Origin of the sequence: Alteromonas sp. Mac1 (assembly GCF_001562125.1) — a bacterium.
Lineage (GTDB): Bacteria > Pseudomonadota > Gammaproteobacteria > Enterobacterales > Alteromonadaceae > Alteromonas > Alteromonas stellipolaris.
The window spans coordinates 358857-385779 of the sequence record NZ_CP013932.1 but is presented as its reverse complement, the minus strand read 5'-3'; the positions used below and the strand labels follow the sequence as shown (position 1 = coordinate 385779).

19 protein-coding genes are annotated in these 26923 nt (G+C 45.0%); 9 read left to right on the top strand and 10 right to left on the bottom strand.

The features are described from left to right. The 6 genes from AV939_RS01535 to arcA all read left to right on the top strand — a co-directional run bounded on the left by AV939_RS01535 (position 1) and on the right by arcA (position 6804). Entirely contained in the window at positions 1–705 is a 705-nt protein-coding gene (locus AV939_RS01535; protein WP_057794545.1) for an alpha/beta fold hydrolase, read from the top strand. Positions 706–808: 103 nt separating this feature from the next. Beyond that, positions 809–1528 (top strand): tRNA (guanosine(46)-N7)-methyltransferase TrmB, encoded by a 720-nt coding sequence (gene trmB / locus AV939_RS01530; RefSeq protein WP_057794547.1) that lies wholly within the window; start codon positions 809–811, stop codon positions 1526–1528. After that, positions 1528–2607, top strand: coding sequence for a methyltransferase (locus tag AV939_RS01525; RefSeq protein WP_057794549.1), 1080 nt, complete (start codon positions 1528–1530; stop codon positions 2605–2607). The genes trmB and AV939_RS01525 overlap by 1 nt, the downstream gene beginning before the upstream one ends. A gap of 152 nt (positions 2608–2759) precedes the next feature. Then, on the top strand, positions 2760–4184 hold the full coding sequence (glgA, locus tag AV939_RS01520) for a glycogen synthase GlgA (RefSeq protein WP_057794551.1): 1425 nt from the start codon (positions 2760–2762) through the stop codon (positions 4182–4184). Between the two features lie 101 nt (positions 4185–4285). After that, positions 4286–5941 carry a HAMP domain-containing sensor histidine kinase gene (locus AV939_RS01515; RefSeq protein WP_057794554.1) on the top strand — a complete coding sequence of 552 codons (1656 nt, stop codon included), beginning with the start codon at positions 4286–4288 and terminating at the stop codon, positions 5939–5941. Between the two features lie 155 nt (positions 5942–6096). Next, a complete protein-coding gene (gene arcA, locus AV939_RS01510) occupies positions 6097–6804 on the top strand; it encodes a two-component system response regulator ArcA (RefSeq protein ID WP_013785842.1) in 708 nt (235 codons plus the stop codon). A 200-nt stretch (positions 6805–7004) separates the two neighbouring features. Here the strand turns inward: arcA and AV939_RS01505 are convergent, their stop codons facing one another. After that, complete coding sequence (locus AV939_RS01505; RefSeq protein ID WP_057794556.1) at positions 7005–10181, bottom strand: beta-galactosidase; 3177 nt, start codon at positions 10179–10181, stop codon at positions 7005–7007. Positions 10182–10297: 116 nt separating this feature from the next. Here AV939_RS01505 and AV939_RS01500 point away from each other — a divergent pair, with 116 nt between their 5' ends. Continuing rightward, a complete protein-coding gene (locus AV939_RS01500; protein ID WP_057794558.1) occupies positions 10298–11317 on the top strand; it encodes a helix-turn-helix transcriptional regulator in 1020 nt (339 codons plus the stop codon). 66 nt (positions 11318–11383) lie between these two features. Here the strand turns inward: AV939_RS01500 and pmbA are convergent, their stop codons facing one another. Further along, the gene (gene pmbA, locus AV939_RS01495; protein ID WP_057794560.1) at positions 11384–12715 is read right to left on the bottom strand and encodes a metalloprotease PmbA; all 1332 of its coding nucleotides are present in this window, start codon (positions 12713–12715) and stop codon (positions 11384–11386) included. A gap of 72 nt (positions 12716–12787) precedes the next feature. Between pmbA and yjgA the strand changes: the two genes are divergently transcribed. Further along, positions 12788–13333 carry a ribosome biogenesis factor YjgA gene (gene yjgA / locus AV939_RS01490; protein WP_057794562.1) on the top strand — a complete coding sequence of 182 codons (546 nt, stop codon included), beginning with the start codon at positions 12788–12790 and terminating at the stop codon, positions 13331–13333. A gap of 18 nt (positions 13334–13351) precedes the next feature. Next, positions 13352–15778 carry an Ig-like domain-containing protein gene (locus AV939_RS01485; RefSeq protein ID WP_057794564.1) on the top strand — a complete coding sequence of 809 codons (2427 nt, stop codon included), beginning with the start codon at positions 13352–13354 and terminating at the stop codon, positions 15776–15778. A gap of 147 nt (positions 15779–15925) precedes the next feature. Here the strand turns inward: AV939_RS01485 and tldD are convergent, their stop codons facing one another. From tldD to AV939_RS01445, 8 genes are read right to left on the bottom strand one after another with little or no spacing between them, the layout of a single operon-like run. Continuing rightward, on the bottom strand, positions 15926–17368 hold the full coding sequence (tldD, locus tag AV939_RS01480) for a metalloprotease TldD (RefSeq protein WP_057794566.1): 1443 nt from the start codon (positions 17366–17368) through the stop codon (positions 15926–15928). After that, on the bottom strand, positions 17361–18179 hold the full coding sequence (locus AV939_RS01475) for a carbon-nitrogen hydrolase family protein (RefSeq protein ID WP_057794567.1): 819 nt from the start codon (positions 18177–18179) through the stop codon (positions 17361–17363). Before AV939_RS01475 ends, tldD begins: the two co-directional genes overlap by 8 nt. After that, the gene (locus AV939_RS01470) at positions 18172–22185 is read right to left on the bottom strand and encodes a YhdP family protein (protein WP_057794569.1); all 4014 of its coding nucleotides are present in this window, start codon (positions 22183–22185) and stop codon (positions 18172–18174) included. The genes AV939_RS01475 and AV939_RS01470 overlap by 8 nt, the downstream gene beginning before the upstream one ends. Positions 22186–22210: 25 nt before the next feature. Further along, on the bottom strand, positions 22211–23677 hold the full coding sequence (gene rng / locus AV939_RS01465) for a ribonuclease G (protein WP_057794571.1): 1467 nt from the start codon (positions 23675–23677) through the stop codon (positions 22211–22213). Then, the gene (locus tag AV939_RS01460) at positions 23674–24264 is read right to left on the bottom strand and encodes a Maf family protein (protein WP_082604983.1); all 591 of its coding nucleotides are present in this window, start codon (positions 24262–24264) and stop codon (positions 23674–23676) included. The genes rng and AV939_RS01460 overlap by 4 nt, the downstream gene beginning before the upstream one ends. A gap of 17 nt (positions 24265–24281) precedes the next feature. Beyond that, positions 24282–24758, bottom strand: coding sequence for a rod shape-determining protein MreD (gene mreD / locus AV939_RS01455; protein ID WP_041453083.1), 477 nt, complete (start codon positions 24756–24758; stop codon positions 24282–24284). Next, entirely contained in the window at positions 24751–25650 is a 900-nt protein-coding gene (gene mreC / locus AV939_RS01450) for a rod shape-determining protein MreC (protein ID WP_057794573.1), read from the bottom strand. The genes mreD and mreC overlap by 8 nt, the downstream gene beginning before the upstream one ends. Positions 25651–25687: 37 nt before the next feature. Then, positions 25688–26731 (bottom strand): rod shape-determining protein, encoded by a 1044-nt coding sequence (locus tag AV939_RS01445; protein WP_013785855.1) that lies wholly within the window; start codon positions 26729–26731, stop codon positions 25688–25690. Positions 26732–26923: the final 192 nt, after the last annotated feature.

The following is a 26923-nucleotide window of genomic DNA, read 5'->3' as shown; positions in this document are numbered from 1 at the left end:
GTGACCACCAGCGCCCCTGTTCTATTTTTACCCGGAACCTTATGCGACGAACGTGTTTGGTTGCCCGTTTGGCAACGCATGAAAATTTCCCAGCGTCGCTATGTGCCCTTGCAATGGGCTGCCACCAAAGACGACATGCTCGCGCTTACATCTGACCGCGTCATTCAAGATGAAAAAGTACATCTTGTGGGCTATTCCATGGGCGGTTACATTGCCGCGTTATGGGCGTCTCAAAATATGGAGCACGTAGCCTCTATTACGCTTATTGGATACGATGCCAAAGGCTTGTCTACAGAAGAAATAGCCAGACGTAAGCAAATGGTCACTATGCTGAGCAATGGCGACTTTAAACCAGAGAACCCTGCCTATTTCGCACGTTTTGTGCATCCAACCCATCAGGAAAATGCTGATGTAATGGGCGTTGTACAATCAATGGCAGAAGACTTAGGTAAAAATACGTTGCTAGCTCATACACAGGCCACTACGCCAAGAGAAGATTTTGTAAAAGCGCTGGTGAAATCGAAAGTGCCCGTCAATATTATTGCAGCAACCGATGACGAAATTGTTCCCTTTGCCTCGTTACAAACCATGGCAGATAGTATTCCCTCTGCGAACATATACAAAGTTGAAAATGCTGGTCATATGATGCTTATGGAACAACCCGAAAAGCTTGCTACACTGCTTAGCAATTGTATAGATGTTTAAAAAAAACGCATTTTATGCGCTCTTTACTAAATATAGCGTTGCATAACATGCTGCTAACTGGATAATGCGCCACCAGTAAATTGGGGCAAGAAAGGTAATACAAATGAGGCCATTTAAAAGCCAGGCCGAGGCTGAAGCCGCTGGTGTTCACGTAAGTAAAGTTAAAAGCTTTGTAAAGCGCGAAGGCCGCTTAACAAAAGCGCAAACTCGCGCCATTGAAGAATTTTGGCCTACCATGGGTATTGATTACCAAAATGCTGAACTGGACCTATCTGTGCTGTTCGGCAGAACCGCGCCAGTAGTCATTGAAATTGGCTTTGGTATGGGTAAATCATTGGTTGAAATGGCCGCAGCTGCCCCTGAGAAAAATTTCATTGGCATTGAAGTGCATAAACCCGGCGTAGGTGCGTGTTTAGCTGAAGCTGGCGAACAAGGTTTAACTAATTTGCGTGTGATGGATCACGATGCGGTTGAAGTGCTTAAAAATATGATCCCAGATGGCGCTTTGTCTCGATTGCAATTGTTCTTCCCCGACCCTTGGCATAAAAAGCGTCACCATAAGCGCCGTATAGTTCAGCCTGAGTTTGCTGCCCTTGTGTTAACCAAATTAGAAAAGGGTGGCTGTTTTCATATGGCTACCGACTGGGAACCTTACGCAGAACACATGGCCGAAGTAATGCATGCTACTTCAGGCTATGCAAATACTGCACAAGAAGGTACCTATGTGCCTCGCCCTGAATATCGACCTATCACTAAATTTGAAACCCGTGGACAAAAACTAGGTCACGGTGTTTGGGATCTTATTTACGAGCGAGCGCAGTAATGATTTTAACGCCTCAAAGCCAACTATTAGAACGCAATATCAACATTTTTGAGCAAGGCGAATGGTTGTTTATTAACCCTTCTGATGCCTACTTCCTTGATGCCCTTAAGCATAAAAATGTCACGGTAATGCACCAGTACTTCGACATATTTTCTGAATGTGTTCGTGTGATATCGTCATCCAGCTTTGATAGCCGCGATATCACCAAAGATGGCTTTGAGGTAGTACAAAAAGTGGGGGCGCACACCCATCATTTCACGCCATTTATGCGTAATGAGCATACCCACACTGACGTGCTAATTTTCCTGCCTAAAGCAAAATCTCATTTTCAAATGCTATTGCGTATGGCTGCAGGCATGGTAGGTCAAAACGGCCGTATCCATGTAGTAGGCGAAAACAAAGGCGGCATTAAAAGTGCGGCTAAACTCATGCAACCTTACGGGGTTACCCATAAAGTAGATTCTGCCCGTCACTGCAGTTTAATAACCACCATTGTTGAACAGCCTCACTTAGCGTTTGAACCAGAAGCTTGGCTTGAAACCGACACTTATGAGATTGGCAGCACAAGCTGGCCTGTGTGCTCTTTACCTGGCGTATTTAGCCATGGCGAACTCGATAAGGGCACCAAGCTACTGCTAGAAAAGCATACCTCGGGTATGAGTGGCAACGTATTAGACTTTGCATGTGGTGCTGGGGTAATTGCTAGTTACCTAATGCTTACCTACCCTCACCTAAAAATGCAGCTGTCAGATATTAGCGCCCTTGCAATTTATGCCAGTGCGATGACGTTAGCGGCCAATGGTCAATCAGCCACCTTGCATGCTGCGAACGGTTTGTATGGCATCGAGGGGAAAGTACAGCATATTGTCACCAACCCACCATTTCATACTGGCCTTAAAACCGACTACACCATTACTAAGCGATTTATTGAAGATGCCCGTAAAATGCTAAGTCAAAGCGGCACGTTGCAAATGGTTGCTAACCGTTTCTTGCCCTACCCAGGGCTGCTAGCTGAACACTTTCCAAGGGTGTTAACAACTGCACAAACCACACAATTTTCGTTATATCAGGCAGCATAGTAATAGTACTTTTACTCAAGCCTGTGCTAACGTAAATAAATTCCCCCTATATTCGATATATGGGGCTGAATAGATGTCAGCCCTAATTCGCGCAACAGCTATAGAGCCCATTCAGAGGCCATAGGCGCGTTTATAAAATACGAGGCATTCGTGTGAAAATTGTATTCGCTATCTCTGAAGTAGAAGAACTGGTAAAAACAGGTGGCTTAGCAGATGTAGGCAAAGCACTTCCACTTGCATTAAAAGACGCAGGAGAAGATGTAGCCATTGTTATGCCTTACTACAAGGTATTAGCAGACTCGTTTGACTTACCTACGGCATGTGAAACACAAACGCTATTCACCGAATACAAGGTATATAATTTTGAAGTGCGAGTGATGGACTGGCATGGCATACCCGTATACTTTGTAGATTATCCGGAATACTTCATGCGTGAAGGCTTGTACTCCAACGCGTACGAAGCCTATGAAGACAATGGCGAGCGCTTTTGTTTCTTTAGTGGCGCAGTATTAGCTGCCCTTCAAGCCATTAATTATTCGCCAGATGTTATTCATTGCCACGATTGGCATACAGCCATGTTGCCATACTTAACGGCTTACGATAACACAGGTTTTTTTGATAAAACCCGCACCGTGTTTACCATTCACAATGCCGCGTTCCAAGGGGTAAACCTGCTTGAAAAAGTACCGTTTCTACGCCATCACCCCGGTATATTGGCACAGGTTCACGGTGGTTATATCAATATGCTTCAATCGGGTATTGAATTTGCGACCAAGGTAACGACTGTTAGCCCACATTACGCGCAAGAGCTGTTAACCGACCTAGGCAGCCACGGTTTGCACGAGCGTTTGGTTAGACGCAAAACCGACCTTTCCGGCATATTAAATGGGTGCGACTATACCCAATGGAACCCCGCTACTGATTCCTTCTTACCAGAACACTACGATGTAGATAACTTACTGCCTAAGCAAACCTGTAAGAGCGCCTTACAAGAAAAGTCTGGGTTGCCGAAGAATGTAAGCATTCCACTTATTGGTATGGTGTGCCGTCTTACCGAGCAGAAAGGTTTTGGCTATATTCTGCCTATTCTTGATGAACTGGTTCAGCATAATGTGCAAATCGTTATCGTAGGCACAGGCGATCCTAAAATGTGTATGGATTTAGGTGAATTTGCGCAAAATAACCCTTCTCAGTTCGCGTTTATTAATGGGTTTAGTTCAGAGCATGCGCATCTTGTTGAGGCAGGTGCCGACTTTTTCTTGATGCCATCACAGTTTGAACCTTGCGGTTTAAATCAAATGTACAGTTTGGCCTACGGCACTATCCCTATTGTGCGAGCGGTAGGTGGCTTAAAAGACACTGTAGTGGATAATCGCCATAGCAAAGATGCCACAGGCTTTGTGTTTGAACAGCCACGGCCTGAAGCCTTACTTGCCTGTATTCGTCGCGCTTTATTGTTTTACTATGAACACCCAGTGAAGTTCAGAGAAATGCAGCAAAGAGGCATGAACACCCGCTTTACTTGGGAACGAGCTGCAGGTGAATATATAAAACTTTACGAATCTATGTTCGTTTAGATATACGGCCTTTAGTGGCTTGTACGGCGTTTCTTTCTTTTTGTTAAAGAATGCGCCACTATTATTGAGCGTTCATTGAATTAGAAAATCTGATAATTAGCATGGCAGATCGGGCTTTAAAGCTTTCTATACGAAGTTTATTTTTGTGGGTGGTGATGTCTATCGCCACCATTTCGCTGGTAAGTACCTCCGGTTTGTCTATCTACACCCAAATTAATGCTTATCGACATGAACTGGATAGCCACGCAAATCTACTATTAACAATGACGGTTAACATTGTTGCTAGCCCACTTAAAAATTCTAGCCAAGCTTTGGTTGAAGAGTCTTTGCAATTTTTAGACGCTGCAGACAAAGTATTAAACGTTCATATCTATAAAAGCTTACCCGATGACTCTGAAACCCAAAGCTCTGTAGAACGTTTCGCCTCTTACAACAAGGGCGGTCAATTACTAATTCCTGGCAAGCAAAAGCAGCTAATCAATTTAGATCAAAATCCTTTATTAACGGAAGACAACGATTACCTTGAAAGTAGCAGGAAAATTTTTGACCGAGAAACGAATGATGTTTTAGGCTGGGTTTACCTTCGCATGTCGGCAGAAGACTTTAATCATCATATAGTTAAAACCATCATCATTAATCTTAGCGTAATGCTTTTTTTACTGGTATTCAGCTTTCTATTAGCCGTGCGTTTTCAGCGGCGTGTCACCACACCTATCGAAAAGCTCTCATTTTTCTTACAGCGCACCTCTAGGCAGCGCGACTATTCGGCTAGAGCAAAGCCGTCGAATGTTAAAGAAATAAACGTACTGTCTGATGATGTGAATATTATGCTGTCTCGCATACAAGAATACATGCATAAACAGCGACAGGCCGAAGAGCAGCACAGAAAGCTGAATGCCAGCTTAGAAGAAATGGTAAGCCAACGAACTAATGCGCTAAAAGACGCCAACCAAGAGTTAATTCAAACCCTTGAAAAGCTGCATGAGTTTCAACGCCAAATTGTACAAAATGAAAAAATGGCATCGTTGGGTGACATGGTGGCCGGAGTTGCCCATGAAGTTAATACCCCCATTGGTTTAGGGGTTACCGCTTCTACTATGATGCTCGACCGACTTGCAGTTATTGAAAGGGATTTTGAGAATAAAACCCTAAAAGCCAGTGCCATGAAACGCTTCATGGATGAAAGTCATGAAAATTTAAACATCATTTATCGCAATTTAAACCGCGCTGCCGAGCTTATTTCCAGTTTTAAACAGGTTGCAGTGGATCAATCGAGCGAAAGTAGCCGAACTTTTTGCTTTGCACAGCTAGTTAATGAGATACTACTGTCGTTACAGCCTCGCTTAAAAAAATTACAACACAACATCAACGTAGATTGCGACCCTACCTTATGCGTTGAAACGAAGGCTGGTCCTATTAATCAAATCATTATTAACCTTATTATGAATTCGGTTATTCATGGTTTTGAGAACATAGAAAAAGGCCAGATTGATATCTGTGCTGAATTAATTACAACGAACAAGCTAAAGTTAGTGTATCGGGATAACGGTATCGGGATCCCATCAGATATTCGTAAACGTATTTTCGACCCTTTCGTTACCACAAAGCGTGGACAAGGGGGGTCTGGATTAGGCATGCACTTAGTGTACAATTTAGTCACTCAAGCGCTAAATGGTTCTATATCGATTACCAGCGAAGTAGGTAGTGGTGTAGAATTTGTTATTGTTTTTCCTGTTTCCAGTGCGAAAACGTCATAATACCTGTATAACTATTGAACTTTGCTTGAAATTCGTTGGCTAACCCCAATACCTTGAATTTAATAATATTCGGTAGTAACTTGCATATAAGTAAACGAATATTAAAATTTAATCAGTAATTGCTTAAACCGATTTTATAAAGAGTGTAAAACACCATGCAGACGCCAAATGTGTTAATTGTTGAAGATGAAGTGGTCACACGTACCACGCTAAAGAGTTTATTCGAAGCAGAAGGGTACAATGTATTTGAAGCTGAAAATGGTGATCAAATGCATGACTTCTTTGAAAATCACGCAATTAATTTGGTTATTATGGATATTAACCTGCCAGGTAAAAATGGCCTAATTTTGGCGCGTGAAGTACGCGACCGTAAAAACGTAGGTCTTATTTTCCTTACTGGCCGTGATAACGATGTCGATCGTATCTTAGGTCTAGAAATTGGCGCAGATGACTATCTAACCAAGCCTTTCAATCCTCGTGAACTGACTATTCGTGCGCGTAACTTGTTATCTCGCACCACTAACTCAGCAGAAGACGATGATTTACCAAGCCGTGTAAACTTCAATGGCTGGATTTTGGATGGCGACAGCCGTTCACTTATTTCACCAACAGGTAAAGAGTTCCGTTTACCACGCAGTGAATTCCGTGCATTACATTTATTCCTTAGCAACCCAGGTAAAATTCTTACCCGTGAGCAGCTAATTATGGAAATGACAGGTCGTGAGCTTCGCCCTAACGACCGTACTGTAGATGTAACTATCCGCCGTATTCGCAAGCACTTCGAATCAGATCCTTCTGATGAAGAGTTGATTGTGACCATCCACGGTGAAGGTTACCGCTTCTGCGGCTCTGTTGACGGCTAATTGTCCCAAACAGAGATACTAACGGTATTCCCGTTGTAAGTAATAGCCTGATTAAATACCAAAAAGCCGCTCAATAGAGCGGCTTTTTTTCGTGTAGCTTATACTAAGTTCTGCATACTATGACAGACTGCTAGTGCATGCTTCTCGATTAACAGTGCGCAAACAATCACAGCCCGAACTTTCGGGCCTCTTACTTTGCTTTAGAAATTTGCAGCACTGGCTTTTAAAGCACTCAAGCTTAAGTGATACCGATACGCTTTTTTCTCTAACAAAAAGGCTTTGTGTGTACTCGGGCTCCACGAATCATCGCCTCCTACCCCCATGTGGGCATGGTCTAAATACACATAGGTATTGTCGGCTGGCGTTAGGTCGCAGGTGTGTTTAGCTTCATCAAGCTGCTTTTGCCCGTACGGGCTTACAGCAAAGTGAAAATCACCCGCTACTTTTATAGCGTTAATGCTAAGTTCTCGGCAATTACTACGAAGCCCGTTGTCGGTAGGAAAGATGTAAGGCGTATGCATGCAGGCAATACTTTCACTGTAACTCCCAAATCTAGCTGCTGCTAACCGGTCGGGGTAGTTCTCAAATGGGCCTAACCCCTTCCACTGAATCTTTGCTTCAGCCTGACTTGAACGAGGCACGGCCCACTGCAAACCAATACGCGGCATCGGAGGTAATGCATCGGCTAACTTAACCTGAACATCTAAGTCTAATGTGCCTGTAGCATTCACGCGGTAACACCAGCTTGTTGATGCCACTAAGGCATTATCGTAATGATAGTTAAACAGTGCCGTCACCCGCACGTCTTGTGTGCTTACAACTACATCGACACCTGCACAGTTGCGTTGCCATTGCCCTATTCCAGCTCGGCGCCAACGTGACTCCCACGCATTAGGGTCGGGGTTATCCACTTCACTTACACCAATATCATTGTCTAACGGTGCCCTGAAAAAGTTATCTTCCAATGGTGCACTTAACTGCTCTTCGCCATCAACTAGCCATGACGTAAGTAACCCAGTGTCAGCATTAAGAACGAAACAATTGCTTGTCGCCTGAATACTCACCTTCGATTCAGTGTGCTCTACCGTTAATTTATCTTGAGCTTTGGCTTTGCCCTCGTCTTTGTTCTCGCCATTTGTGGCGTCACCAGTATTGGTGTTGGCCGATGTAAAAACAGAGAATCCAGCGGTGTTAGCAATCTCGAACTGCTCGGTATCTAACACATGCCCAGCATTCGCCCAATCACAATCGTTTGCTAGGACTACATCAATATTCAAGTGATATGTCGCATCAGGTACAAACTTAAAATTTGGTTTAATCGTTAACGTTTGTGACGACTGGGGGCCAATACTTAGTGTTTTAGTGCCGCTGGCAACGCACTCTCCGTTTTCCAGTAATTGCCAATGCAGTGCTTCGTTATCGGTTGAGCGGAATACATAGTCACTGGTAATGGTTAATTGATATCTGCCAGCTTGTTCGTGCTCTAGTGCTTTAAGCGTAAATGCTAAGTGCTGTTGGCAGTATTTAGCTTCAAATAATGCAGGGTGCGGCGTGCGATCAGGAAACAACAAACCATTTATGCAAAACTGACGGTCGTTGTCAGTATCACCAAAGTCACCACCGTAGGCCCAATAGGCCTCACCGCCGTCTGTATGCTTTACTAAGCCTTGATCGACCCAATCCCAAATGAATCCACCTTGTAAACGGGGATAGTCTTTAAATGCCTGCCAGTAGTCCGCAAAGCTCCCTAAACTATTCCCCATGGCATGGGCGTACTCACACAAAATAACAGGGCGGGTTTCACCAGGTAACGATAACCACTTTTTAATTGCCCATTTAGGCACGGCGTCATCTAGCACATCGGTATCTACCCGAGCATACATAGGGGCGATAATATCGGTTGCGGTAGTGTTGGCACCACCGCCTTCGTATTGCACAGGTCGCGAAGGGTCAAACGCTTTAGACCAACCGTACATGGCATCTTGGTTCGGTCCGTGGCCACATTCATTACCTAATGACCAAATGATAATTGAAGCATGATTTTTATCTCGTTCTACCATTTGTGTGTAGCGGGCTAAATAAGCGCCTGCCCACAATGCATCTCTCGACAATCGCCCCATAGGAAACATACCGTGGGTTTCAATGTTCGCTTCATCTACTAAGTACAAACCATATTCATCACACAGTTCGTACCAACGTGGATGATTTGGGTAGTGGGCGGTGCGTACTGCATTGAAGTTGTTTTGCTTTAATAGTTTTATATCTTCAATCATGTCGGCTTCATTTACCGCATGACCTTTGCTTTCGTGATGCTCGTGCCTATTTACACCACGAATAAGAATAGGCTTTCCGTTAACGCATAACTGGCCATCAAGCATATCTATCTGACGAAAACCTATGTTGTAACCTTCGGCCACCACCACATCACCCGCATCGTCAAATAATGTCACGACTAAGCGATATAAATAGGGAGTCTCTGCCGTCCACTTCTTAGGCTCGGTGATGGCTAACGATTGAAATATCACATCGTCCCACCCGCCTTTCTCATCTATACGGCGGTTATTGGTGCCCGACTCACTTTGTTCGGTAACGGCGGTTTCACCATCAAATAACTGAATACCCACCGTATAGCTTGCTGGTGCGTTAATGGCGGTGCGCACATCTAAACTGCCGTCGCGATAACAAGCATCTAGTTTTGGTGTAGCAAATACATCTTGAATATGGTGTTGTGGCTTTGTTACCAGCACCACATCGCGGAAAATGCCACTTAACCACCACATGTCTTGATCTTCTAAATAGCTGCCATCAGACCAGCGAATAACCATAACCGCTAAGCGATTTTCACCGGCTTTTAAAAAGGACGTTAAATTGAATTCAGCCGGTAGACGGCTATCTTGCGAATAACCTACGTATTCACCATTACACCACAGGTGAAACGCGCTATTAACCCCTTCAAACACGATATGGTTACGCTGCTGCAACGCATTTTCAGTTACCGAAAAAGTAGTACGGTAGCAGCCTGTGGGGTTATCGCTAGGTACTTCAGGTGGGTTTACCGGAAAAGGATATTTAACATTGCAGTAGATAGGCTTATCAAAACCCTGCATTTGCCAATTTGAAGGTACAGTAATAGGTTGCCAGTTTGCAGCTTCAGACAGCTCTTCGCTCAGTAAGTCTTCATCAACGGCTTCAGGTTGGGGGTATAACCTAAATTCCCATTCACCATTTAAACTTTGTTTTTGCGCATTAACATTTTGTTTAGCATCGTCTTGGGTTACAAAACCGTTTAATGGACTATGTCCATTCACGCGATTTCTTTGAAATACGACAGGGTTCTGCCAATCTTTTTGCGCAACAACTTGAGCAACATTTGCCATTACTGGCTCCTTTTACGGTAAGGTTTTTTAATAACAGGTGAAATATAGCGGAAACACGCGCAATCCTTTATGCTTGTTTCTCTCTTTGATTTATCCAAAACTCTCATTTTACAATTATGCAACCTACCAACTTTATTTCCAATGGCTCCCAAAACGCGCATGCGCAGCGAACCTTTCGCGATATTGTGAATATTGGTCCACACTGCCTTGAACGTTTTATAGATAGTACGAATGCGCCAGAAATTAAAGCGCTAGACATTGAGTTGGCGGGTTGCTCAAATTTATCAGGGACTTATCAAGTAGGCCGAGTTACCCCGCCTAACCACACTATTTTTTATTCATTAACAGGTAGCGGTAAAATACTCACACCGAGTGGCGAGTATGCATTGCCTGCTTCAAGTGTGATTATTTTGCCTGCGCACCAAAGTTTTGAAGTGCAAATTGCGCATTTTGATGAAAGTAGCGCAACGCCAGATGCAATTAATGCGATGCAAGGCAAAGCCAACGCTGTGCTAGACGAAGCTAGTGAAGTACAAAATAAAATTAACGGCGAGAAAGCCCCGCAACTCGAAAGAGCGCCACGTCCAGGTCAAAAACCGTGGGACATCATTTGGCTGAATTTATCTGATTGTCCTCGATGGCAGCATTTTTTTGATGTCGAGCACCCCGTACAGCACAACATTGAGTTGTCAGGGCTACATCATGCGATGGAGTTACTGTATTTAGAAACCAACAGCCAGCACCGACAGGCGGTTATTCCTATTATTCAGCAATATTTGCAGCATATTGCCACCCCGGTGAAAAGCACGCACCAAGTTCGATTGTCGGCTCTGTTTGCGGCGGTAGAAAAGCAATTGCAGTTCAATTGGGATATAGGCGCCTTGGTAGACAAAGTACATTACTCGGCCCCTCACCTACACAGGCTATGTCTTGCGCAGTTCGGTCGAAGCCCCATGCAGCATGTTATTTATTTGCGCATGCTTAGGGCGAAAAATTTACTGATTAGCACGCAATGGCCCATTGCTTATATTGCCAACTACGTGGGCTATAGCAATGTATTTACGTTTTCGAAGCGGTTTAAAAAGTCACAAGGCATGCCGCCCAGCGAATTTCGCCAGCGGCAATCTTTAAATTAAGCAAGTTCGTTCAAGCTCGCTAAATATAACGAATGAGATTGAACGACTTAAATCGAAACAGAGACTCTAGCTTCCTGCTATTTTCATCTGATTAATAAGAATAGAGCCAGTATGCACGCTACCGCGCAAATCTTTATCTTTACCAATTGCCACGATGCCAGCGAACATATCTTGTAAGCAGCCTGCAATGGTCACTTCGTGGACTGGATATTGAATAACACCATTTTCTACCCAAAACCCAGCGGCGCCGCGAGAATAATCGCCGGTAACCGTGTTAACGCCCTGCCCCATAAGTTCAGTAACGTACAGGCCAGTGCCCATTTCTTTTAGCAAGTCGCTGTCGCTATGACCTGTGTCGCCCACCAACCAGTTATGAATGCCACCTGCGTGACCATTAGTTTGGGTGTTTAGCTTACGCGCAGAATAGGTGGTGTAAAGATAAGTAGAGAGCTTTCCACCCTCTACGATGGTCATGTCTTTACAAGCCACGCCTTCATTGTCGAAACTAGAACTTGCCAAGCCCGACTTTATAAATGGGCGTTCTTCAATGTTTAGCCACTCAGGAAAAATTTGTTTCCCTAAGCTATCTAACAAAAACGATGAACGACGATACAAACTACCACCGCTGATTGCCCCCACGTAATGGCCAAATAAACTGGACGCTATATCTTTGTGCAACAGAATTGGCACCTGAGCCGTATTTATCTTACGGGCACCTAAACGCTCTACAGTGGCTTTTGCTGCATCGGTGCCAATAGAGACTGCCGATTGCAATAAAGGCGCCTGACGGTCGACTGTGTACGCATAATCGCGCTGCATATCACCATTTTGAGAACCAATCACCATACAACTAAGGCTGTAACGGCTACTTGGATACCCGGCATTAATACCGTGGGTATTACCGTAAACTCGCATACCAAGATTAGCGTTATACGATGCACCGTCTGAATTTGTAATGCGCGGGTCGTAATCTAACGCGGCAGATTCAGCTTCAATTGTGGTGGCAATGGCTTTCTCTGTATCAAGATCTTGCGGGTGATATAAATCTAAATCGGGGAATTCTGTGGCCATAAGTTCAGCATCAGCAAGACCAGTACAAGGATCTTCACTGGTGTACTTAGCAATATCTACGGCTTTTTCCACGGCACGAGTAAGTGCTTCTTTGCTTAAGTCAGCCGTTGAGGCGCTGCCTTTTCGCTTACCTACGTAAACACTAATGCCCAAGCCGCCATCGTTAGTAAACTCTACGTTTTCAACTTCTTGCATACGTGAAGATACCGCAATACCTTCCACTTTTGACATGCTTGCTTCTGCTTGGGTTGCCCCATTTTTTAGGGCTAATTTCAGTACATCATCGACGACATTCTGAATTTCTGATAACTGTTGCTCAATTTGCATAGTAAGTTTCGCTGTCTAAATCCGACTGTGATAGTTACAATTTAGCTAAAGTGTAACACTTATGAGTTTGAAATGAGCGATCAGAAATCTAAATCACGACAACAATCTAAGTTAGAAAGCGCCGAGCCAGAAGAAGAGCTCATTAGTAAAAGCGAACTAAAGCGCCAATCTAAAGACTTACAAAAGCTAGGGCAAACCGTAGTAAACCTTACCCCTGCCCACTACGCCACCATTCCGCTTGATGAAGAATTGAAAGATGCGCTAGATATTGCACGTGTCATCAATAAGAAAAAAGACGGTTACAGACGGCAACTTCAGTTCATTGGTAAGCTACTTAGACAAAGGGATAATTCCCCTATTGAAGTCGCCTTGGCTAAAATAACCCATCAACATCAAGCAAATAACGCTGCGTTCCATGAATTAGAACGTGCTCGCGAAGATGTGATCACTCGTGGTGACGATGCCATTCAGGGGCTTATTGAACAATACCCTGAGCTAGATAGACAAAAATTAAGGCAGTTCCATCGCCAAGTGAAAAAAGAGCAAGAAAAGAATGCTCCTCCTAAAGCTTACAGGGAGTTATTCCAATATTTAAAAGACGTTACTCAAAAAGAGTAGCAACATAAGGAGAGGTATATGGGGCGGCTTTTAGCGGCATTTGCTTTCGTTTGGGTATTGTCAGGATGTAACGGTACCTCGGGGGCAAACGGCGACGACCCCTTTGGCAGTGCGGATGGCGACGATAGTACCACCTCTCCAGTTGTAGCACTCTCACTTGAAATAGGCGACGCAAACTGTAATACGGTTAATCAAGCAAGTTTCGATATTGGTGATACTGCCTGTATCACTGCGACCATTACCGAAGATGGTACGGTGTTAGCCGGAGAAATCGTCAGTTTTACAAGCGGTATCGGCACACTCTCTGTTAGCGACAAACTCACTAATAGTAACGGTGAGGCGATTGTGTATTTAGACTCAGATAGCGCTATTGCTGGTGCCAGCACAATTACCGCCACTTACGACAGCACATCATCACAAGCAAACATTGAGTTTTTGATTGCCGACACAGACACGGTCTTTTTACCTACCCTTTCACTCACCTTAAGCGATAGTGCAGGTAATCAAGTCAGTAGAATTACCGCTGATGAAACCGGTACCCTTAGCGCTTCGCTGGTAAATATCGATGACACCCCAATTACAGATGCTATTGTTAGCTTCCAAGTGTCTCGCGGCTCGGTAAGCATAGACGATGCTCTCACAACTAATGGCGGCCTAGCCAATAGCCAATTACTTCCTACTGACAACGACCTAGGTGCGGGCACGGCCACTGCGTCATACGTTTATAATGAGCAAACCTTAACAGCCACGCTCAACTATGAAATTCAGTCTTCTGCGGTAACCGATGAGGTTATCCAAATTGGTACGTTTGATAACGGTGAATTTGTAGCTGGTTTATTAGGAATAGACGGTTACACCACGGACGAAGACGTTGTCATCGCGGCTGGCGCAACCCTGGGTGTTAACGTAGCACTGGTTAATTCTGAAGGCGAAACTTATGCCACCAGCATTCCTGTTACCTTTAGTTCTGTTTGTGTGGCAAACGAGACCGCCGATATTGATGAAACCGTATTTACCGCCAGCGGACAAGCTCGCTCTACCTTTCAGGATAATAGCTGCGCGGGAAATACCGGCTTCGACGACGAGATAAGTGCAACGGTTACTATCAATAGCAGCACACTGAGTGTGTCTCGTTCTATAGAAATTTTGCCTGAAACCGCAGGTAGCATTGCTTTTATCGATGCGTCTCCTTCATCTATTGTGATAAGTGGAACCGGCGGTCAAGACGCGAGTTCGGTATCTCGGGTAACCTTTCAAGTAAATAGTGCGCTGGGTAACCCTCTTGCCCAACAAGAAGTGGCGTTTAACTTAAACAGTAATATTGGTGGATTGGCGCTGTCTCCTGCTACTGCACTGACTAATTCTGAAGGCCAAGTCAGCACCTTTGTGACAGCGGGTAGCGTGCCTACTGCAGTTCGAGTCACTGCTGTTACTGAAATTGATGATACTAGCATTCAGTCTCAGTCTGACTTACTTAGCGTGAACACTGGCCTGCCTGATCAAAACAGTATTAGTTTGTCGCCATCGAGTTTGAACCCTGAAGCGCACAACATTAACGGCAACGAATTAACCATTACCGCTAGCGCAGCTGATGCGTTTAATAACCCAGTGCCTGATGGCACTACGCTAAACTTCACCACCGAAGGCGGGTTAATTGAACCAAGCTGCACCACTGAAAGCGGCAGTTGCAGCGTAACTTGGACGAGTGCCGAGCCAAGAGTAGCCGATCACCGCATTACGGTAATGGTGACAGCGGTAGGCCATGAAACTTTAATAGACGCTAACGGCAATAACCTATACGACGATGCTGATGGCGGCGCGATTACCGGTAGCACAGGCAATGGTATTTCTATACTACTACCTGACACCACGGGTTTTATCGATTACCCAGAAGCATGGCGGGACGATAACGAAGACGGTAGTTATGATGCCACAGAGCCATTTTTCGACTACGACAGTTCAGGTAGCTTCACTGCTGCCAATGGGTTATTTGATGGCCCGCAATGCGATGCTACAAGCTGCGGAAATAGTGCGCTGCATGTTAGGCGCGCTATGGTGGTTATTATGTCATCGTCGTCGGCATTGCTTACGTTTAACAGCAGTACCGATGAACTAGCAAACAATACTAATCCGCCTGGGTTAACACCTGTATTGAGTATCCCAAGAGGAAGCAATGCGTTGCTATCGCTAGCGTATTCAGATACCGCCAATCAGCCATTAGCGGAAGATACAGAAATTAGCATTACAAGCTCTGAAGGAGGGATTTCAGGTTCACTTGAAGCCACCGTACCTTCTACCAACGCGGCAGGTAACAGACAACTAACATTCGTACTGACTAACCTATTAGATGAGTCAGAAGCCAGCACCAGTTCGATTGTTAGCGCGCTAGTGACCTCTCCCAGCGGCGTTACTACCAGTCTTGATATGGTGGTTACTTTAGAATAGCAGGCTCTTGATTAGCCGTCTTACGATAGCTGGCTCTCATATAGCTGACATGCTGCAATAACCGTCTATAAGTAGTGATAAAAATTGCAATAAAAAAGGCGCCAACCGGCGCCTTTTTCAAATTCTTACACTCGCTTAACGCGTAATTTACGCAGTTCCGCCCACGGTAAGCTCATCTATTTTCAGTGTGGGTTGGCCCACGCCAACAGGTACGCTTTGACCGTCTTTACCACATACGCCAACGCCGTTGTCTAATGCCACATCGTTTCCAATCATAGAAATCTTCTGCATGACTTCAGGGCCATTTCCAATCAAAGTAGCGCCTTTGACTGGTGCGGTAATTTTTCCGTTTTCTATCAGGTATGCTTCTGCACTAGAAAATACGAATTTGCCTGATGTGATATCAACCTGCCCACCCGCAAAGTTAGGCGCGTAAATACCTTTATCAATAGAGGCAATAATCTCTTTAGGATCGTACTGCCCTTCTAGCATGTAGGTATTGGTCATACGCGGCATGGGTAAATGCGCATAAGACTCACGACGACCGTTTCCGGTTGGCGCAACACCCATTAGCTTAGCGTTATGCTTATCTTGCATGTAGCCTTTTAGAATACCGTCTTCAATAAGTACATTATGCTGGGTTGGTGTACCTTCGTCATCTACCGATAACGAACCACGACGATCAGCTAATGTGCCATCGTCTACCACTGTTACGCCTTTAGCGGCAACACGTTCACCAATCTTCCCACTAAAGGTAGACGCACCTTTGCGGTTAAAATCGCCTTCAAGGCCATGGCCCACCGCTTCGTGTAACAATACACCAGGCCAGCCATTACCTAACACTACCGGCATAGCACCCGCTGGTGATGCTACCGCTTGCATGTTAACTCGCGCCATATGCAGGGCGTCGTCGGCTAACTGCTCATAGTAGGGGCGCCCGTCTTTATCAGACTCGAAAAAAGAATACGCGTATCTGCCGCCAGCGCCTGCACTGCCGCGCTCACGACGATCACCGTCTTCAAGCAATACAGAACAGTTTAGGCGAACTAAGGGACGGATATCGGTGGCGAAGGTGCCATCACTGGCAGCCACCAAAATTTCTTCGTACACACCACTAATGCTAACCACAACCTGATTGGCTGTTGGCTCTTGCTGTCTAACGTACGCGTCCACGGCTTTTAGTAGAGAGATTTTCTCAGCATCTTGCATGGCAAAAATAGGGTTTTTCTCACCATAGCGAGGTTGATAATCGCTACGCCCTAACGATGACACCTTCTGAGAACCACCATCAGGGGCAATACTGCGCGCAGCATTACACGCCTTTACTAAAGCATCTTCACTGATTTCATCTGAATAGGCGAAACCGGTTTTTTCACCGCTAATGGCACGAACCCCAACACCACGTTCAATGTTGTAGCTACCCTCTTTAATAATGCCATCTTCGAGAACCCAACTTTCGTGTTGGCTCGACTGAAAATAAAGATCAGCATAATCGGTATCGTGACGATGGATACCCGAAAGGGCTTTTTCTAGCGACGCTACATCTAGTCCAGAGTCAGACAGTAAATGGCGTTCAACAGATTTAGACAAAGTGACTCCTGAATCGGTTATGTTCGGCAACCGGCATATTTTGTTTAATGGCTTGTCGCGCTTCAATATCAACACTGGTTTGGATAACGCCAATGTCTTGAGGTAGCTCACTCAAGGTTTCACCCCACGGCGAAACGACAAGGCTATGACCAAAGGTTTCACGGCCATTTTGGTGCTCACCGGTTTGGTTGGCAGCTACCACATAGCATTGTTTCTCAATGGCGCGGGCTTTCACTAGCGTGTGCCAATGTGCTTCGCCCGTTTTCTGCGTAAACGCAGCAGGCAATACTAAAATATCAATATCGCCCATAGCAGTAAACAAGCCTGGAAAGCGCACATCATAACATACCGCTAGGCCAATGTTGCCAATTGGCGTTTCTACAGTAACAACTTCACTGCCTGGGTTTGTAAACTTAGATTCTTTGTAGCTGCCCGTATTGTCATCAACAGACACATCAAAAAGGTGAATTTTACGGTAATCGGCTAATACTGTGCCGTCTGGGCCAAACAATAAGCACGCCGCTGAAAACTTTGATGCATCGTCGGTAGCCATAGGAAATGTGCCCGAAACAATATAGCACTCATGGGCTTTGGCTAGCGCCGATAAACGTTGCTGTATTAGCCCTTCGTCTTTAACTTCGGCGGCATTAAGTAGCTCACCATCTTTGGTACCAAAACAGGCAAAGCATTCTGGCAATACCACCAAGCTGTCTTTTGGAACCTGTTCTTGAGCAATAGCCTGCTCTACATGATTCAAATTATCTTCTACACTGGGCGTAGATGTCATTTGAACTGCAACTAGATTAACCATCGATAACCTCCATTTTTACTCTGCGTAAATCATCTTCGGTAAGCGGCCGATCTAATGGCGAAGTGCTTTCTGGCGACACATTCGCCGGTAAGCTTATATCTTTACTATGTCGTTCTACTTCATCGAACTGTGGATTAGCAATGGTGCCAGAAACCTTGTAGTTCACGTTCGATATCACTTTAGCTGATGTCAGCACTTGATCTAGTGCCAGTGCTGCCAATGCCGTTGGGGGCGTAGCTAAAAAATACACTAAAAACGGTAAATTACCCGTTACGTTAGGGGCGAAGGTAATATTGTAATTAAGGCCACCGGTATTTAAATTGGTATACCCTTTAATTTCTATTTCACCTGCACCGCCATCTATTTCGGTATCTTCGGTAAAGGCAGTACCGTCAGCAATTTGTAAGCTTCCACCCATTTTGTCGTAGAAAAACCCAGTGGCAAATACATCTCTAAAATCTAGGCTTAGCTTACGTACTAGCGAGTTTAGGCTGAATAACGTAAATATGCGCGACCCTTTATCACTGACTTCAGTGAGGTAACCGTCAGTGAGTGCCCAGTCCACGTCGCCGCTTACTTTATCTAACGAGAAATCAAACGGGGCAGAAGGCCAGCCTAAATCGAATTTAATATTGGCTTCAGAGTCTTTAATACCTGACGTTATCCCTCGCTGTTTAAGCATTTGCCCTACGTCTGGTGAAGAAAGTGTGCCGCTTAAACGGGTGCTGATTTCGCCGTCTTCATGCTGCCAGTATCCGGTTGCGGTAACATCTGCACTGGAAGAGCGCGTAAGTAATTGTCTTATTTGTAAACCTTGGTCTGTTTTGGCTACATCAAGGGTGACTTCGCCTAAATCAAGGCCATGGACACTACAAACGCTGCAATAGAAGTAGATAGGAGGCAAATCTAGCGGGTCAACTTCCACTACATCAGCTTGCTTTCTAGCAAGCTCGATTTCTTCTATCTGGGTTTCGTTTGAATCACTATCATCTTTAATAGCACCACCTTCAATAGCATCCCCCTCAGTAGCAGGTTTATCCAGCACTAGGTAATCCGCTTTGATATCAATACCTTGGTTATTAATATCGTTGTTAACCCTAATGGTTGCTCGCGCTTTCGCCGCATCAACTTGTAGCAGCCAATCTTTGTCTTGTTCCCGAGCGGTTAAGGACACGTTATTCAATGAATGTCCCCACCCCTTTAGTGTATCTGCGGTTACAAATATGCGTGATGGCACACCGAAAATATTGTTCTTTTGGGCACGGTCTTCCGTCGATAACGTATCGCTATTTACGCTGGAGCTTGTGTTAACGGATAAGCTTGTACTAGCGTCATCTATTTTGCTCGGCATGATCAGCGTCTGCAGGGTAGTAAACCATTCAACAATGTCCGCTTGCTCTAGGTTTGCAGCAATACTAAACCCTGTGCCTCTATCGCCCACATCAGCATCGCCTAAGGAAAGGAGCGCTCGAGAGAACTGCATTTCTTTATGAGGCAATACGCCGTCGAAATGAATATCGTCACCTAATCTTGCCTCTACATTGGAGGCTTGTAAATTACCTTCACTGTTGATTTGAAGTGGCAGGCTGGTACCTTGCACTGTCGCAAACGGTGCGGGTAGCAAGCTTTGGGTTGCCGTTAAATCGGCGTTAATTTGGGCATTATAGGAAAAGTCGTTTTCAGATAAGCTCAAATTCACATCGGCCTGCCAATTGGTTTCACCGTCTAGATAATCAATAAGGTCGGTTTTTACATATTTCACTAACGGATGGACATGCCACAACCCTTTCAAGTTAACATTAACGTCGTAGTTGTCGTTATGGCGCCCCTGCAGTGACATTTCCACGGGCTGACCTAACAAGCTTGCAGTTAACCCATTAGCGTCAATTTCTGCATTGTCGAAGGTAAGTGTTCCACTGGCATCACCAAACTGCATACGCGTGCTAGTGATGTATACGTCATTATTGTTTAACTGGGCAGCACCTTGAACTCGAACATTATTGCCTTTAAGCGGTATCTCTAATTTCAAGTTTGCTGACAACGGCCCTGAAACTTGCACGTCTTTATCAAGCACTTTCCCTAACGAGCTGGCAATTGAAGACTGCTTCATTAACGATGTTAACTTTTCGCCTGTGCCAGAGCCTTCTGCATCAATAGTTAACGTTGAAGAGGGGTGTAAACGCGGGATTTCTGCCGACATAGCCGACACGTCTATACCGGCTAACGTTCCTTTATCACTAATCATGACTAAGCCGGCATTTTCAAAACGCACCGACAAATCGAGTTCATTTAACGCAGGCCACTTTGATGAAAATAGAAAGTCGCTATCTTCAATATCGACATAAGCTTGAAAAATTCCGCTATTGTCGTTAAACGGATAGTTCTTAGGGTTTCCGTGCCACAACACTTGCGCTTTGCTTACGCTACCTTCGCCCGTAAAGGCGCGGGTAAGAAATTTATCGGTGTTAACCCCCATTAACGATGCAGGAAAGAAGTCACTGACGGCGTTTAATGCCAAGGGTTCAATATTGGCAAATATGTCTAGGTGGCCTGAGGTTAGATTGGCGCGAAATGCTGGCTCTAACACTAACTGTTCACTATCGAACAAGAGATCTTTACCCGTCAATACCCACTGTTTTTCATCACCTATCGCTTGGGTGTGAAAATACAGATTGGCGTTAAAGGCATTGATATCGAGATTTTGCTTAATGATATTGTCGGCAGATAAGGTACTGTTTTCACTTTTTAGGTAAACAGCGCCAGCGTCTTTATACCAATAAACATCGGCATCTAGCGACGTGAGGCCGGGAGTTTTTCCAGCCTGCTCCCATGACAAATCAAGAATTTTTGCGGTTAATTCCGGGCGGCGATTTCTAAATTGAAGTTCCAACGTGGCAAGTTGCCCTGTGGGATTTAACGCGCGAATTTCCTCTTCGCTGGTGTCATCCATAAACAAGGGTAGAAGCATCAGAAATGGATTTATCTGAACCGGTTTTACAATGCTGACGACTGCGTCGCCTGCATTTGTTACTTTACCTACGAAATCAGCTTCTATGGTTTCGTTGCCAGAGTCTATCACCAATTGATCTACCCTAACGCTCCACCCATCTTGCGTGGGTGCTGCTTCAATACTGCCTCCGCGAATACCCGTGACAAGGGTTGAGTATTCTTCTCCGCCCCACTCCAATAAGCTTTCTTCAAACTGGGCTTGAACACCCGTAATGCCATTGCTTTGTACGTCGGCCCAAATTTCAAAATTGGCTCGGCTTTCAGTCAGCGGGCGCTTAGTTTTAATCAAATCGCTCACCCAGGGGGATATATCTAACTCTTCAGCGCGGGCATAAAACACCCCTTCAAAAGCATCTTTATTGCCAGTCACATCAATAATGAAAGAAGCGGAATTCGACGATACATCGGCCACCTTCATTTGCCCTAAGCCTTGGTGACGTCTTCCGCTGTTATTCCACGTTAACTGGTCGATGATAAAAGACTGGGGCTGGCTATTTTTAGAGAGGATCACTTCGCCCTCTTCGAGAGAGAAACTTTGAAGTTGTTCTAGAAATAAGCTTTTTAATGCATCGACAACAGGGAAGTTGTTATCGCCTGCACGCTCGAACCTATCGGCATCAACATCTAGCTTAAGACCACGAAGTTCAAAGCGCGTAGATGAGATCATTTGTCGTCTCAGAGACTGCCAAAAATCTAATTCAACATAGACTTGACGAATATTGAGCCCAACAGGAGACGCATCATTTTGCGCCATTGAGACCGAATTTAAGACAATACTCGGCCCAGAGCGTTGCCATACTGCATGCACGCTTTTAATAGTAAGATTTACGCCATAGCGCTGGCTGATATAGTCTTCCAGCAGGTGCTTGTTGTGTTCAATATGCGGCAGCGCATAGCGAGCGGCGCTGATTAACAGCGCGAATAGAACAAGCAGGATGGCAAGCAGCAACCATATTTTTTTAACTAAATAGGCTGCTACCGACGTTAAATTTGTCACACTTCGCCTTCGTATAGTTAATGCATTACATCATGACGACGTCGTACTTATCCTGGTTGTACAAGGTTTCGGTTTGTACTTTAATTTGCTTCGATACAAACACTTCCAGCTCTGCAAGCATATGCGATTCTTCGCCCATTAATGCTTCAACCACTTTTGGCGAAGCATAAACAACAAATTTATCAGCATCATATGCGCGGTTTACACGAACAATTTCACGCATAATTTCAAAGCAGATGGTTTCAACGGTTTTCACCGTACCTCGGCCCTTACATACGGGGCATTCGCCACACAGTATGTGTTCAATACTCTCGCGGGTTCGCTTGCGGGTCATTTCAATGAGCCCTAGCGACGTAAACCCGTGAATATTAATCTTGGCCCTGTCCTTACTTGTCGCCACTTCTAGACTATGTAAGACACGTCTTTTGTGGTCTGGTTCAATCATATCGATAAAGTCGATTAAGATCATACCGCCTAAATTACGTAACCGAAGCTGCCTAGCAATGGCTTGTGTCGCCTCGGTGTTAGTATTAAAGATAGTTTCTTCTAGGTTTCGGTGCCCAACAAATGCACCGGTATTAATATCAATGGTGGTCATGGCTTCGGTTTGATCGATAATCAAATAGCCGCCTGATTTCAAATCGACCCTGCGTTCAAGCGCCCGCTGGGTTTCATTTTCGACATCATGCAAGTCGAATATGGGCCTGTCGCCCGTATAATATTCCAACTTACCGTTCATTTCAGGTACATATTCTTTCGTGAACTGGAACAGTTCTTGGAAAGATAGCTTCGAATCTATTCGAATTCTGTCTAACTCGGTGCCGACGAAATCACGCAGTACGCGGCGTGCCAGCGGTAAATCTTCATACAAAACATTAGATTTACGCTTCTTCATTCGCGATTGAATTTTGTCCCACAATCGGCGTAAAAAGGCAGCATCTTGCTGTAATTCAGCTTTGCCTACCCCTTCAGCAGCGGTACGTAAAATAAAGCCGCCGTTTTCATCGCAGAATTCTTGCACAAGGTTTTTTAAGCGCTCACGCTCAGCTTCTTCTTCAATACGCTGAGATACACCAACATGAGTAACGCTTGGCATAAACACTAAGTAGCGACTTGGAATAGTAATGTCGGTAGTAAGGCGAGCGCCCTTGGTGCCAATAGGGTCTTTCACCACCTGCACAACGATGTCTTGGCCATCTCGAACAAGCTCACGAATGTCTTGTTTTTGAATGTGACTGGCTGAGACTTCCTCAGCTATTTCATTATGTATAACAATGTCAGAAGCATGTAGGAAAGCCGCTTTTTCAAGACCAATATCTACGAATGCGGCTTGCATACCGGGGAGTACTCGACTAACTTTACCACGATATATATTGCCCACCAGGCCACGCTTAGTATGACGCTCTACGTGTATTTCCTGCAATATCCCATTTTCAATGAGAACCACACGAGACTCTGACGGTGTAACATTAATTAGTAGCTCTGCACTCACGACACGACTCCAAATTCTCTAAGTAACTGCCTTGTTTCATACAAAGGCAATCCAACCACTGCGCTAGCACTGCCGTTTATTGCTTTTACAAACTGACCGCCAATACCTTGAATGGCGTAACTACCTGCTTTATCAGCAGGTTCACCTGTGTCCCAGTATGCGTCAATTTCATCGTTCGTCAATGCGGCAAAAGCTACCTTGGTGGTAATAGTTTGTGTGACTTGCTTGGTGGTAGACGCCACACTAATGGCCGTCAGTACTTCATGCTGGTTGTCCGACAACATTGAAAGAATGCGTCTAGCGTCTTCTTTATCTTCTGGTTTACCCAAACTAACACCGTTAAAGGCAATAAGCGTATCAGAGGCTAACACCCGCGTACTTTCGCTAAGTCCCCCTTCATTCTCTAACCGTACGAGGGCCGTTTTCGCTTTTTGCTCAGCAAGACGAGCCACTTGAGCTTCAGGCGTTTCATTAACAAGAGCTGATTCATCGATGTCTACGGGCTTTACTGAGTGAGCAATGCCCATCTGATCTAAAAGCATGGTGCGACGAGGGGAAGCAGAGGCTAAAACCACTGAATAATTCACGATAGGAGCCTCAAACGTTAACTTATGGAAAACTGGCGACGGGTTTTACGGAGTAGCCAAAATACCCATGGCCATAACAGCATAGAGGTAAGTACAGGCCACAAATAATCCAGTTGGAAATAGATATCTGTAAGTAAGTGCTGCACCCAGAATGTGAGCAAGTGGTAAAGCGAAGAAAGCAACCCTATAACGATAGCTTGTTGCCAAACAGAGTAGTTTCGTAGCCGCTGATAGTTCGCTGCCAAAATATAAATTGAGATACTCAAGCTTAAACTGTGAATACCTAAGGTAGTACCCACCAATATATCCACCGCCACGCCGGTTAAGAAGGCCACGCCAACATTCACGCGATGGGGAAGCGCCATGCTCCAGTACGCAAGCACAATTAGAACCCAATCTGGACGATATAAATCAACTTGAATAGGCAATGGCACGATTTGAAGGACAAGCGCAATCAATAGCGTGGTGACGATAACCGAATGACGCTTACGAATCATCTTCAGTCTCCTCATTACTTATCATGTTGCTTTTACTCTCATTATCCACATCGCTGTCGATAGGTTTACCTTCATCAGCCCACAAGAGTAACAAGTACTTTAGTCGGTCTAATTTCGCCATAGGTGTTACGGTTACAATAGAGAATGGGCGACTTTCATCACGCCGTACTTCTTTTACTGTACCCACGGGATACCCTTCAGGAAAAATTTTTCCTAGGCCGGAGGAAATCAATACATCTCCTGCTTTAATATCTACACTATGAGGAACATGCTCTAAGTACAGCTCGTTGAGCGCCCCACTGCCAGTCGCAATAAAGCGAATGTCATTACGTTGGGAGCGAACGGGAATAGCGTGGGTCACATCGGCAAGCAATAGCACACGGCTGTTAGTGCTACCCACTTCCATAACCTGCCCCACAATGCCTTTTTCATCAATGATGGGTTGAGATAAATACACTCCATCAATGGCACCCTTGTTAATAACCACCTGCTGGCTGTAAGGGTTTTTATCAACCGCCATGAGCTCTGCCACCATTTTACGTAAGTCGTTACGTACAGGCGCATCCAGTAAATGTCTAAGCTGTTTGTTTTCTTGAGATAAGGCTTCAAACCGCTGGAGCTTCTCGCTCATGAGCAACAGTTGATTCGTTAGCTTGTCGTTTTCTTCGAGAAGATCTTCATGGGAGGTTAAGCGCTGGGCGCTTTCGCTTAGCATTAACCGAGGTAAGTTAGCTAAATACTGAAGGGGGCTCATGAATGAATTTAAATAGACCCGTGTCGATTTAAACCCTTCCACTTTGTGATCCACAAAAATAAGTAACGCTGACAACACAATTGCCAGCGCTAATCTATTATTCAGTGAGGGACCGCGAGTAAAAATAGTATCCATAATACAAAGAAGGCAACCTTAAGGTTGCCTTTCCTGTTTACTCATAGCTAAACAGGTCGCCACCGTGTAGGTCAATCATATCGAATGCCTTACCACCGCCACGCGCAACACAAGTTAGTGGATCATCAGCAATAACGACTGGAATGCCCGTTTCTTCCATTAACAAACGATCTAAATCTTTCAGTAATGCGCCACCGCCGGTAAGCACCATGCCGCGCTCTGAAATATCAGAAGCAAGTTCTGGTGGAGATTGCTCAAGGGCAACCATAACCGCAGAAACGATACCCGTAAGCGGCTCTTGCAAGGCTTCTAAAATTTCATTGGAGTTCAATGTGAAGCCACGAGGTACACCTTCAGCAAGGTTACGACCACGCACTTCAATTTCACGCACTTCCTCACCTGGGTAAGCAGCACCAATTTCATGCTTAATACGCTCGGCTGTAGCTTCACCAATGAGTGAACCAAAGTTACGACGTACATAGTTGATGATAGCTTCGTCGAACTTGTCACCACCGATACGTACCGATGAAGAGTACACAACACCATTAAGTGAAATGATAGCTACTTCAGTTGTACCGCCACCAATATCGACCACCATTGAGCCGGTTGCTTCTGATACAGGCAAACCTGCGCCAATAGCTGCGGCCATAGGTTCATCAATCAAATACACTTCCCGTGCACCTGCACCTAGCGCAGACTCTTTAATGGCTCGGCGCTCTACTTGAGTAGAGCCACATGGAACGCAAACTAAAACACGAGGGCTAGGGCGAAGGAAATTGTTGTCATGCACTTGTTTAATAAAGTGCTGAAGCATTTTCTCTGTGACATAAAAGTCGGCAATAACACCGTCTTTCATAGGGCGGATAGCGCGAATGTTACCAGGTGTTCTACCTAGCATTCGTTTGGCTTCTGCACCTACAGCGGCAACGCTTTTTGGTCCAGCAGCTCGCTCTTGGCGAATAGCCACTACAGAGGGTTCGTTGAGTACAATACCTTGGTCTTTAACGTAAATCAGCGTGTTAGCTGTTCCGAGGTCGATGGACAGATCATTAGAGAACATGCCTCGAAGCTTTTTAAACATGAAAAGTGTATTCCTGTTTCTGTGTTATCGCGTGTTAGCAAGGGTGAGATGACAGCGCTTTAACGTGAAGTCGATGTTTATCCGCACACTTTAACAATGGGGGCATATTTGGGCAAGCAGAGAACCATTATTTAAACGATTAGGTTGCGATTAAGTGGAAACCCACTGCACCTTGTACTCACTTCATACCAA